The organism is Massilia aquatica (assembly GCF_011682045.1).
Classification (GTDB): domain Bacteria; phylum Pseudomonadota; class Gammaproteobacteria; order Burkholderiales; family Burkholderiaceae_D; genus Telluria_A; species Telluria_A aquatica.
Genome location: NZ_VVIW01000002.1, coordinates 1 through 15865, shown reverse-complemented (window position 1 = coordinate 15865; position 15865 = coordinate 1). Strand labels below are relative to the sequence as shown.

The 15865-nt window shown below is 62.6% G+C and carries 16 protein-coding genes; 9 read left to right on the top strand and 7 right to left on the bottom strand.

Going from position 1 to position 15865, the window contains the following annotated elements; translation table 11 throughout:
• Positions 1 to 161: 161 nt before the first annotated feature.
• From F1609_RS03095 to F1609_RS03085, 3 genes are all read left to right on the top strand, one after another.
• Positions 162 to 635 carry a hypothetical protein gene (locus tag F1609_RS03095; RefSeq protein ID WP_167074617.1) on the top strand — a complete coding sequence of 158 codons (474 nt, stop codon included), beginning with the start codon at positions 162 to 164 and terminating at the stop codon, positions 633 to 635.
• Positions 632 to 838, top strand: coding sequence for a hypothetical protein (locus F1609_RS03090; RefSeq protein WP_167074615.1), 207 nt, complete (start codon positions 632 to 634; stop codon positions 836 to 838). Before F1609_RS03095 ends, F1609_RS03090 begins: the two co-directional genes overlap by 4 nt.
• Positions 839 to 1055: 217 nt before the next feature.
• Complete coding sequence (locus F1609_RS03085; RefSeq protein ID WP_167074613.1) at positions 1056 to 1562, top strand: DUF1993 domain-containing protein; 507 nt, start codon at positions 1056 to 1058, stop codon at positions 1560 to 1562.
• Between the two features lie 64 nt (positions 1563 to 1626).
• On the opposite strand, the gene F1609_RS03080 is transcribed toward F1609_RS03085, so the two are convergent.
• Both F1609_RS03080 and F1609_RS03075 read right to left on the bottom strand, forming a co-directional pair.
• Positions 1627 to 1839, bottom strand: a complete 213-nt coding sequence (locus F1609_RS03080) for a DUF1289 domain-containing protein (protein ID WP_167074611.1) — start codon at positions 1837 to 1839, stop codon at positions 1627 to 1629.
• Positions 1820 to 2389, bottom strand: coding sequence for a DUF1415 domain-containing protein (locus F1609_RS03075; RefSeq protein WP_167074609.1), 570 nt, complete (start codon positions 2387 to 2389; stop codon positions 1820 to 1822). Before F1609_RS03075 ends, F1609_RS03080 begins: the two co-directional genes overlap by 20 nt.
• Before the next feature lie 487 nt (positions 2390 to 2876).
• Between F1609_RS03075 and F1609_RS03070 the strand changes: the two genes are divergently transcribed.
• Together F1609_RS03070 and F1609_RS03065 are read left to right on the top strand one after the other, a co-directional pair.
• Positions 2877 to 4244: a transglycosylase SLT domain-containing protein gene (locus F1609_RS03070; protein WP_167074607.1), complete on the top strand. Its 1368-nt coding sequence runs from the start codon at positions 2877 to 2879 to the stop codon at positions 4242 to 4244.
• A 419-nt stretch (positions 4245 to 4663) separates the two neighbouring features.
• Positions 4664 to 6067 carry a DEAD/DEAH box helicase gene (locus tag F1609_RS03065; protein ID WP_167074605.1) on the top strand — a complete coding sequence of 468 codons (1404 nt, stop codon included), beginning with the start codon at positions 4664 to 4666 and terminating at the stop codon, positions 6065 to 6067.
• 65 nt (positions 6068 to 6132) lie between these two features.
• Here F1609_RS03065 and senA read toward each other — a convergent pair whose 3' ends face one another.
• Positions 6133 to 7341, bottom strand: coding sequence for a selenoneine synthase SenA (senA, locus tag F1609_RS03060; protein ID WP_187362914.1), 1209 nt, complete (start codon positions 7339 to 7341; stop codon positions 6133 to 6135).
• Between the two features lie 38 nt (positions 7342 to 7379).
• Here senA and senB point away from each other — a divergent pair, with 38 nt between their 5' ends.
• The 4 genes from senB (at position 7380) to leuA (ending at position 12213) form a co-directional block, all read left to right on the top strand.
• On the top strand, positions 7380 to 8339 hold the full coding sequence (gene senB / locus F1609_RS03055) for a selenoneine biosynthesis selenosugar synthase SenB (protein WP_167074603.1): 960 nt from the start codon (positions 7380 to 7382) through the stop codon (positions 8337 to 8339).
• A 29-nt stretch (positions 8340 to 8368) separates the two neighbouring features.
• Entirely contained in the window at positions 8369 to 9427 is a 1059-nt protein-coding gene (gene selD, locus F1609_RS03050; protein WP_167074601.1) for a selenide, water dikinase SelD, read from the top strand.
• Positions 9428 to 9787: 360 nt separating this feature from the next.
• Positions 9788 to 10147: a DUF1428 domain-containing protein gene (locus F1609_RS03045; RefSeq protein WP_167075562.1), complete on the top strand. Its 360-nt coding sequence runs from the start codon at positions 9788 to 9790 to the stop codon at positions 10145 to 10147.
• A gap of 380 nt (positions 10148 to 10527) precedes the next feature.
• Complete coding sequence (gene leuA, locus F1609_RS03040) at positions 10528 to 12213, top strand: 2-isopropylmalate synthase (protein WP_167074599.1); 1686 nt, start codon at positions 10528 to 10530, stop codon at positions 12211 to 12213.
• Between the two features lie 43 nt (positions 12214 to 12256).
• Here leuA and F1609_RS03035 read toward each other — a convergent pair whose 3' ends face one another.
• From F1609_RS03035 to F1609_RS03020, 4 genes are all read right to left on the bottom strand, one after another.
• Positions 12257 to 13489: an ATP-binding protein gene (locus F1609_RS03035; protein WP_167074597.1), complete on the bottom strand. Its 1233-nt coding sequence runs from the start codon at positions 13487 to 13489 to the stop codon at positions 12257 to 12259.
• Positions 13489 to 14382 carry a tetratricopeptide repeat protein gene (locus F1609_RS03030; RefSeq protein WP_167074595.1) on the bottom strand — a complete coding sequence of 298 codons (894 nt, stop codon included), beginning with the start codon at positions 14380 to 14382 and terminating at the stop codon, positions 13489 to 13491. Before F1609_RS03030 ends, F1609_RS03035 begins: the two co-directional genes overlap by 1 nt.
• On the bottom strand, positions 14379 to 14843 hold the full coding sequence (locus F1609_RS03025; RefSeq protein ID WP_167074593.1) for a hypothetical protein: 465 nt from the start codon (positions 14841 to 14843) through the stop codon (positions 14379 to 14381). The genes F1609_RS03030 and F1609_RS03025 overlap by 4 nt, the downstream gene beginning before the upstream one ends.
• Before the next feature lie 100 nt (positions 14844 to 14943).
• A complete protein-coding gene (locus F1609_RS03020; RefSeq protein ID WP_167074591.1) occupies positions 14944 to 15624 on the bottom strand; it encodes a haloacid dehalogenase type II in 681 nt (226 codons plus the stop codon).
• Between the last annotated feature and the right edge of the window lie 241 nt (positions 15625 to 15865).

Sequence of the window (15865 nt, the reverse complement as noted above, 5' to 3'; positions counted from 1 at the left end):
ACCATCATTCTCGTTGCCGGCCGGGCCGGTACCTTCTGGAGTAACTTATGACGCCGGGCAACGACATACCCGAAACGACCTTGGCTGGCTGCCCGGCAGGTGGTGAGGTATTGGTCGCCCAGGACGATGTAGCGATTTAGCTGGAAAGCCGCCACGACAATTTGATTGTCAATGACTGGCGAAATGCGAATTACGTCGAGATTCGCAGTAAGCAAGAAGGAATCAGCCTGTATCTCGATTACATCCGGTTTGCCGAGACATGCCCCAAAAATTTCGGTGCGGTTGTTCTTCTCAGGATGGCACATGAGGCCCACAGTCTGGGCTTTTCGAACATTGAACTGCTTGCGGCTGGGGGAAGCGGCATCAAAGGCCACACCTGGAGCGAGGATTTCTGGGGATACGAAGCCTGGCCAAGGCTGGGCTTTGACACCATGCTTCATCCTGCGATGTTGAAGCTCATCGAGACAGTGCCACATCTGCATGGGATGACGCGCGTCTCTCAGATAATCCAGGCGGATCTACAATGGTGGAAGGAAAAAGGCGATGGCTGGGATATGACGTTCGACCTGACGCCCGGTAGCGCATCTTGGACTACACTACATCAATACTGCCTCACACGAGGGTTATTGCCATGAAACCAATTCTCAAAACTAAAGCAAGCAAGCGCGTGATACGCACCGGAGCTGCTCCCGATGTGCCAGCTGGACCTGCTGCAAACGCGACATTCGACAAACCGGTGTTTTCCGTTTCAAGCTTGAAAATCACCAAACCACGTACAGCGAAGGACATCGAACGGGCGATTGCTCAAGGTCGGGTTGCCGAGATCAAGCTCGACTGAGCGAGATGGCATGATCCGGGCGCGCCGCTGTGTGAAACAGGCGCACCAGCGGAATCGGTACCAGCGCTTGAAGACCCCAGGGTGGTGTGCGCAGCGCACACGGAGAAAGCGGTCGTGAGCGCAGCGATGAGGGGCGAAGGGAGGCAAACGGCAGGCGCCTCAGCGCGAATCGCGCCGGCTTGCTATCATCGCAGCACTTTTCTAACAGGGATTCCCCATGACTTTTTCCATGTACGACGCTTCGGTGCCCGTTTTCAAGCAAATCCTGACCAGCCTGTCGGCCGTCATCGACAAGGCCGAAGCCCACGCCACCGACAAGAAGATCGAGCCGGCGGCCCTGCTGCAGGCGCGCCTGTATCCGGACATGTTCCCGTTCCTGCGCCAGGTCCAGGTGGCGGCCGACTTCGCCAAGGGCTGCTGCGCCCGCCTGGCCGGCGTGGACGTGCCGCGCTATGACGATACCGAGCAAACCTTCGCCGACCTGAAGGACCGCATCGCCAAGACGCTCGATTTCATCAATGGCTTGCCGCAGGATGGCATCGAAGCGAGCGCCCAGCGCGACATCAGCACCAGCAGCGGCGCCAACGCCAAGCATTTCAAGGGACAGGTCTACCTGGCGCATTACGCGCTGCCGCACTTCTATTTCCATGCCACCACCGCGTACGCGATCCTGCGCCATAACGGCGTGGAAGTGGGCAAGAAAGACTTCATCGGTTCGTTTTAAGCCGTCTACATATATATAGTCAGGGGAGCCGTCCGGCTCCCCGCCCGCGCACCGGGATCGTGCGTCAGGTATTGCGGCGCGGGTAGCCTTGCGCCAGGATGCGCACCCACACCACTTCCTTCTCGGCGTCGCTCATCGAGACCCAGTGCGCCACTTCCACCACGCTGCGCCCGCAGCCGCGGCAGATCTCGTCGAAGGTGGTCGAGCAGACCGCGACACAGGGCGTGTCCGGCCGCTCGGGCGGCTTCACGCCACCCTCACTTGGCGGGGCCGACATCGAGCGCGTCCCAGCCGTCATGGCCAAGCTTTTGCATGGTCTCGATATTCTTGTCGAAAATCTCGGACGCTTCCGGGAAGGCCTCGACCGCGCGTTCGATGCTGTCTTCGCGCAGCAGGTGCAGGATCGGATACGGGGCGCGGTTGGTAAAATTGCTGATATCGTTGATATCGGTATCCGCGAACTGGTATTGCGGGTGAAAACTGGCCACCTGCAGTTCGCCGTCGAGCTGCATGTCTTCCAGCGCGGCATCGGCTACGTCGAGAAATTCGTTGTAGTCGAGGAAGTCATTCAAGACGAAGGGATGGATCAGCAAGGTGGTGTCGATCGTTTCCGGATCGGTATCGGACAGCAGTTGCAGCTCATTCATCAGGGTTTCGAGCAAGACTTCCGGCGTGGTGGCGCTGGAAACGACGTAGCGCACCTGCTTTTTCACATGAACCGCTTTGGCGAACGGACACAGATTGAGTCCGATGACAGCCTTTTCCAGCCATTGTTGGGTAGCAGCAATGATCTGCTCATCGTCGGCGTTCAGATTGGGGGTGCTCATGGTGATGCTTTCACTGATATAAGAGGAAATGCGCGGTACGCAAGCGCGCGACGCGAACCCAAATTGTACGCACTCTTTGCGCCACCTCATAGGCGCGCCCGCATTTCGGGGTACTTTAAAACCCGACCACCGATCCGCCCCGCCCCCGGCGGCGCCCCGGTTCTGGTATTGTTTCCCGGCGTACCGCGTGCAGCCCCGACGGCCCCGCGCAGCGCTCTCCGGCTCATCCGTGCCATAGGAGAAAATCATGCATACCCCCCCGGAGTATCCGAAGCGTCCCCGTCCATACACTGATAGCATCCTGGCATTTTTAAGGCATACTCCCGGCAATTGGTCTTTTCCGATGCAACAATATTGGTTGGAAGTGTTATCAAAATATTTGCCCCGCACACAGTTATTTGACTTGACTCAAACCAGAAGTGGTACGTACACTCCGACCTTATCTGTTCGTCTGTCCGGCTGTTTTCGGCCCCAACAATGGAACGCTATGCAAAAAACGACACGCAATACCACTTCACTTGCAGTCCTCGTTCTGATGCTCGCGCCTGCGCTCAGCCACGCGGTCGACTCTGTTTCGACCAACGTCGCGCCGCTCGCCCCGACTGCCAGGCCCGCACCAGCCCCGCTCCAGGCCTTTCCCGCCGTCAAGGCCGATGAATACAAGGAAGCCGATGTCTGGGGCCGTATCCGCACCGGTTACGCGATTCCCGATATCGAAAACGAGCTTGTTGCCAAGCACGTCAAGTGGTACAGCACCCGTCCCGACTATATCGCCCGCACCTCGGCGCGCGCCTCGCGCTACCTGTTCCACGTGGTCCAGGAACTCGAGAAGCGCAACATGCCGACCGAGCTGGCATTGCTGCCGATTATCGAATCGGCCTTCAATCCGCAAGCCTATTCCAAGGCCAACGCTGCCGGCATGTGGCAGTTCGTGCCCGGCACCGGCAAGGATTTCAATCTCAAGCAAGACATGTTCAAGGACGAGCGCCGCGGCGTGCTGGCCTCGACCGATGCCGCGCTGAGCTACCTGCAGCGCCTGTACGGCATGTTCGGCGACTGGCCGCTGGCCCTGGCCGCCTATAACTGGGGCGAAGGCAATGTCCAGCGCGCCATCAAGAAGAACCAGGCGCTCGGCAAGCCGACCGACTACGAAAGCCTGTACGAGCACATGCCGGCCGAAACGCGCGAATACGTGCCGAAGCTGCAGGCGGTCAAGAACATCATCGCCAACCCGGCCCAGTACCACGTGTCGCTGCCGGTGATCGACAATTCGCCGTATTTCACCGCGGTCGACAAGACCAGCGACATCGACCTGACCATCGCGGCCCAGCTGGCCGAATTGTCGGTCGAAGAGTTCAAGGCGCTCAATCCCCAGTTCAACCGTCCGGTCATCACCGGCGGCGAACAGACCAAGATTTTGCTGCCGCAGCAAAATGCGGAAAAGTTCCATCTGAACCTGGCGCAATGGGGCCGTTCGCTGTCGACCTGGACCACGCACAAGATTACCGGCGCCAAGGACAGCATCGCCTCGCTGGCGTCGCGCTTCGGCACTACCCCGGAAGTGATTCGCCAGGCTAACAATATTCCGGCAGCAACACGCCTGAAGGCCGGCTCGACCATCCTGGTGCCGAAAATCTCGACCTCGGTCCAGACCGATATTGCCGAACACGTGGTCGACAACGCGGTGATGGCCTTTGAAGCCGAACGCGCCGGCCGCCGTGGCGGCCGTGCTGAAAAGCAGACCAATGCCGAACGCATCAAGGGCAAGGTCGCCGAACTGAAAACGCGTGTTTCGGCACGCGGCGCCAAATCGGCGGCCAACGAGTCCTCGCGCTACAAGCGGCGCGGCGGCTAAGGCCTGATGGCGGGTGCAGCGACTGCACCCGCCCTGCCCCTCTTTATATCTACCAAGACTTCTTCAGTAAATCCAGTTCTTGCATACACACTATTCGGATTTACCTATACAAGCACAGTGAAACTACTGTATAGTGTTGTTTGTGCGCTGCAATACGTTTCTCGCAATCAGACTGAAGCGATGGCCCTTAGCAGTAACAAAGAAGTAAAACTAGCAGCTTCGCAAGCCTAGGCGTATCCCACGGATACCCTCAATAAAGCCCTCCCGCCTTGTGTGTCGCACCTGACACCGTCCCGGCGCAAAGCTTTTGTGCCGAAATTTCTTTCATCCTGAGTCATTTCGTTGTGTTGGTTGGCGTTGCTATTTTGCGCTCGGAGCATGTGCTCGGGCGCTGATCTATACCGAAAGAAAAAAACATAATGAGTTTTGAAGCATTAGGCCTCCACGCGTCTATCGTAAAAGCAGTAACCGATGCCGGTTACACCGTGCCGACCCCAGTCCAGGAGCAAGCTGTTCCCGCCGCCATCAGCGGCCGCGACCTGCTGGTATCGTCGCAGACCGGTTCCGGCAAGACCGCAGCATTCATGCTGCCAGCACTCCACAAATTCGCCGTTGCCGAGCAATCGCAGGCGTCCAAGAATGCAGCCCAGGAAGCGCAGAATGCGCGTGCCCGCGGTGAGCGTCCACGTTTCAAAGCTGCACAGCCTAAAATGCTGGTGCTGACCCCGACCCGCGAACTGGCCCTGCAAGTGACCAGCGCCACCGAAAAATACGGCACCCAGATCCGCCGTATCAAGGCGGTGTCGATCCTGGGCGGCATGCCTTATCCTAAACAGATGCAACTGCTGGCGCGCAACCCGGAAATCCTGGTCGCTACCCCTGGCCGTCTGATCGACCACATGGAATCGGGCAAGATCGATTTCTCGGAACTCGAAATCCTGGTGCTGGACGAAGCTGACCGCATGCTCGACATGGGTTTCATCGACGACATCGAAAAGATCATCGCCGCCACCCCTGCCAACCGCCAGACCATGCTGTTCTCGGCCACGCTCGACGGCATGGTTGGCAACATGGCGCGCCGCATCACGACCGACCCGATGATCATCCAGATCGCCGGTTCGGCTTCGAAGCACGAAAACATCGTGCAGCGCGTTCACTTCGTCGACGACCTGTCGCACAAGAACCGCCTGCTCGACCATCTGCTGCGCGACGAAACCTTGGATCAGGCAGTGGTCTTCACCGCCACCAAGCGTGACGCCGACACCATCGCCGACCGCCTGAACATCGCCGGTTTCTCGGCTGCCGCACTGCATGGCGACATGCACCAGGGCGCGCGTAACCGTACGCTCGACGGCCTGCGCCGCGGCCAGGTTCGCGTGCTGGTGGCGACCGACGTTGCAGCCCGTGGTATCGATGTCCCGAACATCACCCACGTGTTCAACTACGATCTGCCGAAGTTCCCTGAAGACTATGTGCACCGTATCGGCCGTACCGGCCGCGCCGGCCGCAATGGCCTGGCGATCTCGCTGGTGAACCATGCCGAAGGCATGAACGTCAAGCGCATCGAGCGCTTCACCAAGCAGCTCATTCCGGTCAACGTGATCGAAGGCTTCGAGCCGAAGAAAACCGCGTCGGCGCCACGTTCGGCTGCCCGTCCAGGCACCTGGAAACCAGGCGACAACCGCGGCGGCGCCAAGCCAGGCCAGCGTACGTTCAGCAAACCGGGCGCTCCGCGCAAGGAAGGCGCGACCGGCGGCGGCTACAAGGGTTCGAACCCGCGTCCGGCTTCCGAGCGCACCCGCACCTCGTACGGCGACCGTTAATTCGTCCGCTGTAACGACACACTAAAGAACGGCTGCTTCGGCGGCCGTTTTTTTTCGTCCCGCGCTTACAGGGCGCAGGTGCGGAAGCCGCAAAAGAGATCGTCGCGCTCCGGCTTGAAAAAATTGCGGAAGCGCGCCGACACAAAGCGCGCGGGCGTGGCGAACGACGCGCCGCGCAGCACCTGGTGCGTCATGAACCACGGCGCCGAATACTCGCGGTAGCGGTCCGCCACGAAGCCCGGATACGGCTCGAACGCGCTGCTGGTCCACTCCCACAGCTGGCCCCAACGGAATCCCGCCTGCCCCGAATTGGCCGCATACTCCCACTCCGCCTCGCCCGGCAAACGCCTGCCCGCCCACGCGCAATACGCCTGCGCCTCGAACAGGCACACATGGCGCACCGGTTCGGCCGGCGCCAGGGTAGACAGGCGCCCGAAGCGCATGGTGCGCCACTGGTCGCCGTCGCGCTGCCAGTAGCGCGGCGACGAGCGCTCCTGCCCCATCAGCCACGCGCTGCCGGCCGCGCTCCAGTACTGGCGGTTCTGGTAGCCGCCATCGGCGACGAAATCGGCAAACTGCGCGTTCGTCACCAGCGACGCATCGATGCGAAACGGCGCCACATACAGCGGGTGCGCCTGGCGCTCGTTGTCGAACACGAAGCCACCCTCCTGCACCCCGCCCTGCACCAGGGTGCCACCCGGATAGGCGACTTCGGACGACGGCCCGTACAGCGCGTCAGCGCGCAGCAGCCGGTCGGGCACCGGCACGCCGAGCGTCTGCAAGGTGTACAGATAGGCCTCGCCGTGCATGTCTTCGTGCGCCAGCGCCAGCCGGTACGGATACAATGCCTCATCGAGGCCGGCCTCGCGCGAGAGCTTGTCGAGCGTGCGGTCGAGCACTTCGTGGCAGTAGGTCTTGAGCGCGCCGGCGCTGGGCAAATCGAGCGTCCAGCGCGAGCGGTGCGGCACGGTGTTCGAATCGAACCAGTCGTCGCCGCGCGTGAGCAGCGAATGGCGCTGGGCGTCGGCCGGGTGGCTCGATGTGGCTTCGCGCAGGATGAACCACTCGGCAAACCACGCCGTGTGCCCCAGCTCCCACAGCGGCGGATTGATGGTGGCGATGTGCGGCACGCGCGCCAGGCTGTCGTAGCCCACGGCGGCGAAGCAGTCGAACAGGCCAAGCGTATAATTTCGGGCATCCTGGAGCGCCTCGGCCAGTTGCTGCCCCCTGGCGTAACGAAAGGATGCGGGGATCGATGCGGTGGTTGAGTTCATGGCGTCGATTGTAACGACTTTTTCAAAGGCAGCGCTGCGTGAAGAAACAGCTACTGATCGTCAGTCCCGCCTCGGCGAAGGAAAACAACGGCAACTGGCAGACCGCCAGCCGCTGGGCGCACTTCCTGCGCGCGCGCTACCGGGTCGCCATCGCCCCCGGATGGCAGCCGTCGGACGACGCGCCCGACCTGCTCATCGCCCTGCATGCGCGCCGCTCGGCCGCGGCGCTGGCCGCCTTTACCCGAGCCTGCCCCGAGCGGCCCTCGGTGCTGGTACTGACCGGGACCGACCTGTATCGCGATATCGCCACCTGCACCGAGGCCCAGGCTTCGCTGCATCATGCCAGCGCGCTGGTGCTGCTGCAAGGCGCCGGCCTGGCCCTGCTGCCGCCCGAGCTGCATGCGAAAACAAGCGTGATTTACCAGTCCGCCCACGCGCTGGCGCCGCACCGCCACGCACCCGCGCGGCGCCATGCCGACATTTGCATGATCGGCCATCTGCGCCCCGAAAAAGACCCGCTGACCTTCATGCGCGCCAGCGCCCTGGTCACCAGCCCCGGCGCGCGCCTGCTGCACATCGGCGGCGCGCTCGATGCCGCGCTGGGCGAGGCGGCGCGCGCCATGGCGGCGGCCAACCCGCGCTACCAGTGGCTCGGCAACCTGGCGCACGCACAGGCGCGCCAGCGCCTCAAGCGCTGCCACGCGATGGTGATCGCCTCGCACATGGAAGGCGGCGCCAACGTCATCATCGAAGCCGTCACCAGCGCGGTGCCGGTGCTGGCCAGCGATATCAGCGGCAACCGCGGCATGCTGGGCGAGGACTACGCCGGCTACTTTGCGCCGGGCGACGCCCCCGCGCTGGCGCGCCTGATAGAGCGCTGCATCGACGATGAAGCCTTCCACGCACTGCTGCGGCGCCAGTGCGACGCGCGCGCCCTCCTGTTCGCCCCGGAGCGCGAGCGTGCCTGCGTGCTCGACTTGGTGGATAATCTGGTCTGACCCGCCTTTTACCGAAATGGACACCGATCATGAGCAATGCCCCAGAGACCCCCATCAAACTCACCTCGTTTTCGCATGGCGGCGGCTGCGGCTGCAAGATCGCGCCGGGCGTGCTGTCCGAAATCCTGAAAAACTCGGGCGGCTTCCCGCTGCCGAAAGAACTGATGGTCGGGATCGAGACGGCCGACGACGCCGCCGTCTACAAGCTCAATGACGAGCAGGCGCTGATCGCCACCACCGATTTTTTCATGCCGATCGTCGACGACCCGTTCGATTTCGGCCGCATCGCCGCCACCAACGCGATTTCCGACGTGTACGCGATGGGCGGCACGCCGATCATGGCGCTGGCCTTGGTGGGCATGCCGATCAATAAGCTGCCGCTCGAGACCATCGGCGAGATCATTCGCGGCGGCCAGGTCATGTGCGCCGAAGCGGGCATTCCGATCGCCGGCGGCCACACCATCGACTCGGTCGAGCCGATCTACGGCCTGGTGGTGCTGGGCCTGGTGCATCCGTCCAAGGTCAAGCGCAACGCCGACGCGCGCGCCGGCGACGTGCTCATTCTCGGCAAACCGCTGGGCGTGGGCGTGCTCTCGGCGGCGCTCAAGAAAGACATGCTGGGGCCGGACGGCTACGCCGCCATGATCGCCAATACCACCAAACTGAATAAACCGGGCAAGGCGCTCTCGGAGATGGAAGGGGTGCATGCGCTGACCGATGTCACCGGCTTTGGCCTCTTGGGCCACCTGCTGGAACTGGCGCGCGGCGCGCAACTGACGGCGCAGCTGAGCATGGCGCAGATTCCGCTGCTGCCGGGCGTGGAACAGCTGGCGCACGATGGCTACTTTACCGGCGCCTCGGGACGCAACTGGGATGCCTACGGCAAGGACGTGACGCTCTCGCCGAGCATCAGCGCGGCGCAGCACAACCTGCTGACCGACCCGCAAACCTCGGGCGGACTGCTGGTGTCGTGCGATCCGGGCAGCGTGGACGAGGTGCTGGCGCTGTTCGCGCGCGAAGGCTTCGAGAGCGCGGCCGTGATCGGCGAGATGACGGCCGGCGCGCCACGGGTCCAGGTCGCGGCGTAAGGCTGCGCGGGGCGCGTAGCCCGGGGCGCGTAGCCCGGGGCGCGTAGCCCGGGGCGCGTAGCCCGGGGCGCGTAGCCCGGGGCGCGTAGCCCGGGGCGCGTAGCCCGGGGCGCGTCAGACGGAGTGGCGACGCTTGCGCGCGGCAAAGCCCGCACAGATATATATTCCCTCGACGAGGTATTTACTGCACCGCCGCCGACAAAAAGGCAACGCAATTCGCCAGACCTTGGCCTTGAAAGGCAAAACGCAACATTGGCAATTTAATTTGGGTATGGTGCGGGCCCCTGGACGCGGGAGGGGTATGATCGGCTGTACGTACCCACTGTACGTACCCATATTGTGCAGCGACAGGAGAACATGATGGCTTATGTCGATGGTTTCGTCCTTCCCCTCCCCACCAGCAATCTCGAAAGCTACCGCGCCATGGCGGCCACCTGCGGCGCCATCTGGCGCGAACATGGCGCCTTGCAGTACCGCGAATGCATCGCCGACGACGTCAAACCCGGCAAACTCACCTCCTTCCCCCAAAGCGTCAACCTGCAGCCGGGCGAAACCGTGGTGTTTTCCTGGATCGTGTACGCATCGCGCGCCCACCGCGACGAAGTCAACGACAAGGTCATGAAAGACCCGCGCATGGCCGACTTCATGAAAGGCACCGACATGCCCTTCGACGGCAAGCGCATGATCTACGGCGGCTTCGACATGTTTCTCGACCTGTAGCAGCGGCTGTCTGGCCTGGCGGCGGCGGTTGGCAAGCGTTGCACATCAGCGCTTGACAAGCCGGCGCGGCCTGACGTACAGTGAACTCATGTCATCTTCCCTGCATCTGTCGTCTTTCCCCCTGCTCGCTGGCGCGCTATCGCTAGCGACGCTACTAGCTGCACGCGCGTAATCACCGCAGTGCGCCGCCCGGCTCCCCGCCGGCGAGTTGTAAAACCCCAGGAAAGCTCGACCCATGTTCGCATCCGTCTCCATCACCCAGTTTCTACTGCTAAAGCTACCGATCGGTTGCCTGGCCTAGCGTTATTCGTGGCCGCCCGGCAGCCTCTCGCCACAGCGCCGCCCGGCCCCCATTCGCTTTCGCCAAACAGGAGTACCCCATGATGTTGCAGAATCCATCGTCCAAATACCGCGCTTTCCCTCCAGTCAATTTGTCCGCCCGCCAGTGGCCTGACAACGCCATCACCCGGCCGCCGATCTGGATGAGCACCGACCTGCGCGACGGCAACCAGGCCCTGATCGAGCCGATGAGCCCGGAGAAAAAGCTGCGTTTCTTCGAGATGCTGGTCAAGATCGGCCTCAAGGAAATCGAAGTCGGTTTTCCGTCCGCCTCCCAGACCGACTTCGATTTCGTACGCAAGCTGATCGATGAAGACCGCATTCCCGAGGACGTGACCATCATCGTGCTGACCCAGTCGCGCGAGGAACTGATCCGCCGCACGGTCGACTCCGCCGTGGGCGCGCGCCGTGCCATCGTGCACTTGTATAACTCGGTGGCGCCGGTGTTCCGCAAGGTCGTATTCGGCATGACGCGCGAGCAGATCACCGAGATCGCGGTCAGCGGCACCAAACTGGTCAAGGAACTGGTCAAGCAGCATCCGCAGACCGACTGGGGCTTCGAATATACGCCGGAATCGTTTTCGACCACGGAACTGGATTTCTCCAAGCACATCTGCGACGCCGTCAGCGATATCTGGCAGCCGACGCCGAACAACAAGATGATCGTCAACCTGCCTTCCACCGTGGAGTGCAGCACGCCCAACGTGTACGCGGACCAGATCGAGTGGATGTCGCGCAAGCTGGCGCGGCGCGATGCGCTGATCATCAGCGTCCATCCGCACAACGACCGCGGCACGGCCGTGGCATCGGCCGAGCTGGCCATCATGGCGGGCGCCGACCGGGTCGAAGGTTGTCTGTTCGGCAACGGCGAGCGCACCGGCAATGTCGACCTGGTCACCCTGGCGATGAATCTGTACACCCAGGGCGTGCATCCGGGGCTCGATTTCTCCGATATCGACGCCGTGCGCCAGGTGGTGGAAGAATGCAACCAGTTGCCGGTGCATCCGCGTCATCCGTATGCGGGCGACCTGGTATTTACCGCGTTTTCCGGTTCGCACCAGGATGCGATCAAGAAAGGCTTTGCCCAGCAAAAGCCGAATACCTTGTGGGAAGTGCCGTATTTGCCGATCGACCCGGCCGATCTGGGGCGCAGTTATGACGCGGTGATTCGCGTCAACAGCCAGTCCGGCAAGGGCGGGATGGCGTATCTGCTGGAACAGGAATTCGGCTTGAGCTTGCCGCGCCGCCTGCAGATCGAGTTCAGCCGGGCGGTACAGGCGGTGGCCGACGCCAGCGGACGCGAGATTGCGGCCAAGGAGATTCATGCGATCTTCTGCAGCGAGTATTTCGACCAGACCAGCCCGTACGCCTACAGCGCGCACAAGATGGTGGAAGACAGCAGCAGCGACGAGCCGGTGCAGATCGATATTACCCTGGCGCACCGCCAGGCCAGCCTGAGTTTGCAGGGTGGCGGCAACGGGCCGATCGACGCTTTCGTCAACGCGCTGGGACTCGATATCAAGCTGATGGACTACCACGAGCACGCGATCGGCTCGGGCGCCAACGCCAAGGCGGCATGTTATGTGGAATTGCGCCTGGAGAATGGTCCGACCATGTTCGGCGCGGGGATCGACAGCAATATCGTGACGGCCTCGTTCAAGGCGGTGCTGAGCGCGGTGAACCGGCAGCTGGTGCGGGCCGACAAAGCGCTGGCGGTAACGGAGTAAACGCGTCGCCGTCCCCGCACTACGGCGCGGGGACGGCGCAAGATCAGATAAACTTGGTCTTCTTCAAGTACTTTTCCACATCGCGATAACTGTCGTCGCTGCCCGCGTAGCGCACCAAGTTTCGCGCCGTTTTCAGCCATTCCACCGTGGACGGCTGCATCGCATCGAGCGCGTACGCAATATCGCCCGGCCCGATCGGCCGCTCCGGATTGCCCGCCAGAATATCGTGAATCGCGCTCTCCTTGGCCAGGTCGATCACGCCATCGATATCGGCGCCCGAAAAATGCGGCGTTGCTTCCACCAGCGCATCCACATCCACGCCTTCCACCGGCACCTCGCGCAGCTTGATGTTGATGATGTGCTTGCGCGCTTCGGCGTCCGGCGGCGGCACGAACAGCTGGCGCGCAAAGCGCCCGGTGCGTTTCATCGCCTGGTCCACATCCCACGGCATATTGGTGGCCGCCAGGAACAGCACGTCGCGGTTGTCGCGCTCGAAACCGTCGAGCTGCGACAGGAATTCATTGACGATCGTGCGGCTGTGTTCGCTCTGCGCCTTGGAACGCGAGAATGCCAGCGCATCGAGCTCGTCGAAGAACAGCACGCACGGCTTTTGCGCGCGCGCCTTTTCGAACAGTTGCGCCAGGTTGCGCTCGCTCTCGCCCATCCACATATTCAACACTTCGCTGATGCCGACCGACACGAACGAGGCATTGCACTCGTTGGCAATCGCGCGCGCGATCATGGTCTTGCCGCAGCCCGGCGGGCCGTACAGCAAAATCCCGCCGCCGCCCTGCTTCTTGAACTTGGCAAACAGCGACGGCCGCAAGAATGGCTCGATGATGTGCAGGCGCAGCATCTTCTTCAAGTCTTCCATCCCGCCCACATCGGCAAAGCGCACCGCGTCCGGCGCTTGCGGCTTGAGCGGCACCACGTTGGCGCTCTGCCCCACCAGCGACAGCGCCGGCCCCGAGGCCGGACGCGCACTCTGCTGCAACTGTTCCAGCGCCGGCACCGGCACGAAGCCATCCTGCTGGCGCGCGCGGCCGTAGGCGGCCAGCGCATCGCTGTTGCTGCCAAGCGCCAGCAGCGCCTGCGCCTTGCCGCTCGAGGCGGCCGCTCCGGGCGCCTGGCGTTCGGCCAGCTCGAACTGCACCAGCGCGGCGTTCGCATCGTTTTCGTCGAGCAGCAGACGGGCGTAGGCGAGCCGGTTGGCTGTGTTGAACGGATCGCTTACCAGCGACGCTTCGTATTGTTCACGCGACATAGTCATGGTCATCAAATTCCTGCGCGGCGTTTCAGCCAGCGCTTGAGCAAAGGAGGGAAAATCCAGGAGTACACACAATACCCGATCAGGAAGATATTGAGCGGTCCCAGAATGTGCGGGGCAACGTTGCCGGCGCCACTGAACACAGCCACCATCGCCACCCACAACACGACCGATGCCGCCCAGCCCCAGCGGTTGAACGGCCACAGCGGCAGCATGCTCCAGTGGCTCAGGGCATCGAGTTCGACCACCAGCCCGAGGATCTCGCGCGAGCCCGGATTCTGTTTCAGCAGTTCGATGGCAATCCGCTTGGCGGCCCGGTATTTGCCACGCCGCACCAGGTGGGTGATCAGCATATGCGCCGTGCCCGTACTTTCGGGATGGCGGGTCATCAAGGTGGCCAGGCGTTCCTGCTCGGCGCCTTTGCGGCCGTCGATCAGGTCGCCCATCATGCAGGCGATCAGGGCCAGTTCATCGTCCGGATCGAGGCGCAGCGCTTCGTGCGCCAGGGCCTTGGCCTTGTCGATGTGCATGGTGCGGTACATCAGCATGGCGTAGCGCGCGTACAGATGGCCCGACGCGGGATAGTCCCTGAGCAGGTCGATCAGCACCGTTTCGGCTGCGGGCAGTTCGCCGCTTTCCTGATACAGGGTGGCAAGCAGGGAGCGTCCCGCGGCATGGTCGGGTTCGCGGCTGAGCACGCGCAGCAAGGCCTCGCGCGCGTCGTCCGGCTTGCCGGTCAGGTAATCGACCAGCGCCGCGCCGTACAGCAGGTCGCTGTCGTCGGGATACTGGGCCAGCGCCTCGGCCAGTTCATCGCGCGCTTGCGCATAGCGGTTGCGTTCGATCAGGCCCTGCACGCGCCGGCTGTAATCGCGCGCCGATAACACACTGTGGTCGTTCATGGGATGGGTGCCAGAAGGTAAAACTCGAGCGCCTTTTTCATGCCGTACGCCAGCACGGCGCAGGCAATGGCCGGAATCCAGGGCGACGGCGTTTTACCGGCGAACAAGGCGGCGGAACGGTGCTGTTTGCGGTGCAGGAGATACACGACCCCCATCAGCGCCAGCGCCAGTGCGCGCCACAAGGCTTCCGCCGCGCTCCTGCCGATTACATTCACCAGTTGTACCAGCGGCGCATAGGCGGTCCAGACGGCGACCAGGTAGGACACCGCCAGCGCCATTCCCGCCAGATACACCAGCGCGTCGAGCGGGCGCCTGAGCTTCCAGGAATTGAGCGCGGAATACAGGATGATCGCAAACGGCCCGCCGAAAAACGCGAGCACGAAGGACGATTGCACCGAATACAGGTTGGCCGTTGGCGCCGCGGAGGGCGAGAGCGACGGAGTAAGCAAGCTTTCGCGCATGGCGTGTTGTCTGGAATAAGTAATAAATGGTGGCGCGAAACAGAATCCGCATCATACGCAAGTTTCGCGCCGCCTTCCAGTGATCTGGCCGATGCGCCTGTCAGCGCAGGGCCAGCAGCCAGTTGGCCATGCTGGCCAGGTCGGGCACGATGACGGCGGGCGTGGCGCCGAGCTCGTCGAGCGGGCCGCCATCGCGATTGACCCAGCATACCGGAAAGCCGAACAAACTGGCCGCACTCGCATCCCAGCCGTTGGCGGAGACATAGAGAATATTCTCGCGCGGATAGCCGGCGCGCTGCTCGGCCAGCAGGTAAATCTTGCGGTGCGGTTTGAATACTTCCACCTCGTCGACGCTGACGAACTGGTCGAAGGCCCATTTCATGCCCGAATTCGCCACGACTTGGCTGATGGTGTTGCGCGAACCGTTCGAGGCGATGATCATCGGCACGCCGGCGTCGCGCAGGCGGCGCAGGGTGGCCGGCATGTCGGGATGGGGGTCGAGGTGCAGATACTGGTCGCTGAGCTGGCGCACGGTGCCGGCCAGCAGCGGCAGGCCCAGCTTGGCGCAGGTAAAGCGCAGCGCGTCTTCGGTGACGGTCTCGAAATCGGCGTGGCGCTCCATCAGGCTGCGCAGCCAGGTGTAGTCCATCTGGGTCTGGCGCCACAGGCGGGCGATGGCGTCGCCGTGGCCGGGGTAGGCTTGCTCGCAGGCTTGGGACACCGAGTGCACGTCGTACAGGGTGCCGTACAGGTCGAAGATAATCGCGTGGATTTTTGGCATGGGCCTCTCCTCTGTCGTTACGGGCACTGTAGCATTTTCGAGGGGAATTCCTGCGTGATGGGGCGCGCGCTGTTGTATTCAGCAGAGTGAGCACTGGCGGCTGTTGCCTTTCCATGCTGTGGTCAAGTAATTTCGGACACCACGATAGGTTCGCGTACTGCCATTTTCCGTTCGTAGACGGCGGGCGACAGATTGCCCAATGCTGAATTGATGCGTTTGCAGTTGTAGAAGCCGACGATGT

What these genes read in the sequence shown, in the direction of transcription:
- F1609_RS03080 (WP_167074611.1), bottom strand. Translation starts at nt 1,839, where the DNA reads ATGTCGGCCCCGCCAAGTGAGGGTGGCGTGAAGCCGCCCGAGCGGCCG.
- senA (WP_187362914.1), bottom strand. Translation starts at nt 7,341, where the DNA reads ATGAACTCAACCACCGCATCGATCCCCGCATCCTTTCGTTACGCCAGG.
- F1609_RS03035 (WP_167074597.1), bottom strand. Translation starts at nt 13,489, where the DNA reads ATGACCATGACTATGTCGCGTGAACAATACGAAGCGTCGCTGGTAAGC.
- F1609_RS03030 (WP_167074595.1), bottom strand. Translation starts at nt 14,382, where the DNA reads ATGAACGACCACAGTGTGTTATCGGCGCGCGATTACAGCCGGCGCGTG.
- F1609_RS03090 (WP_167074615.1), top strand. Translation starts at nt 632, where the DNA reads ATGAAACCAATTCTCAAAACTAAAGCAAGCAAGCGCGTGATACGCACC.
- F1609_RS03075 (WP_167074609.1), bottom strand. Translation starts at nt 2,389, where the DNA reads ATGAGCACCCCCAATCTGAACGCCGACGATGAGCAGATCATTGCTGCT.
- F1609_RS03065 (WP_167074605.1), top strand. Translation starts at nt 4,664, where the DNA reads ATGAGTTTTGAAGCATTAGGCCTCCACGCGTCTATCGTAAAAGCAGTA.
- F1609_RS03045 (WP_167075562.1), top strand. Translation starts at nt 9,788, where the DNA reads ATGGCTTATGTCGATGGTTTCGTCCTTCCCCTCCCCACCAGCAATCTC.
- leuA (WP_167074599.1), top strand. Translation starts at nt 10,528, where the DNA reads ATGATGTTGCAGAATCCATCGTCCAAATACCGCGCTTTCCCTCCAGTC.
- F1609_RS03085 (WP_167074613.1), top strand. Translation starts at nt 1,056, where the DNA reads ATGACTTTTTCCATGTACGACGCTTCGGTGCCCGTTTTCAAGCAAATC.
- F1609_RS03025 (WP_167074593.1), bottom strand. Translation starts at nt 14,843, where the DNA reads ATGCGCGAAAGCTTGCTTACTCCGTCGCTCTCGCCCTCCGCGGCGCCA.
- F1609_RS03070 (WP_167074607.1), top strand. Translation starts at nt 2,877, where the DNA reads ATGCAAAAAACGACACGCAATACCACTTCACTTGCAGTCCTCGTTCTG.
- selD (WP_167074601.1), top strand. Translation starts at nt 8,369, where the DNA reads ATGAGCAATGCCCCAGAGACCCCCATCAAACTCACCTCGTTTTCGCAT.
- F1609_RS03020 (WP_167074591.1), bottom strand. Translation starts at nt 15,624, where the DNA reads ATGCCAAAAATCCACGCGATTATCTTCGACCTGTACGGCACCCTGTAC.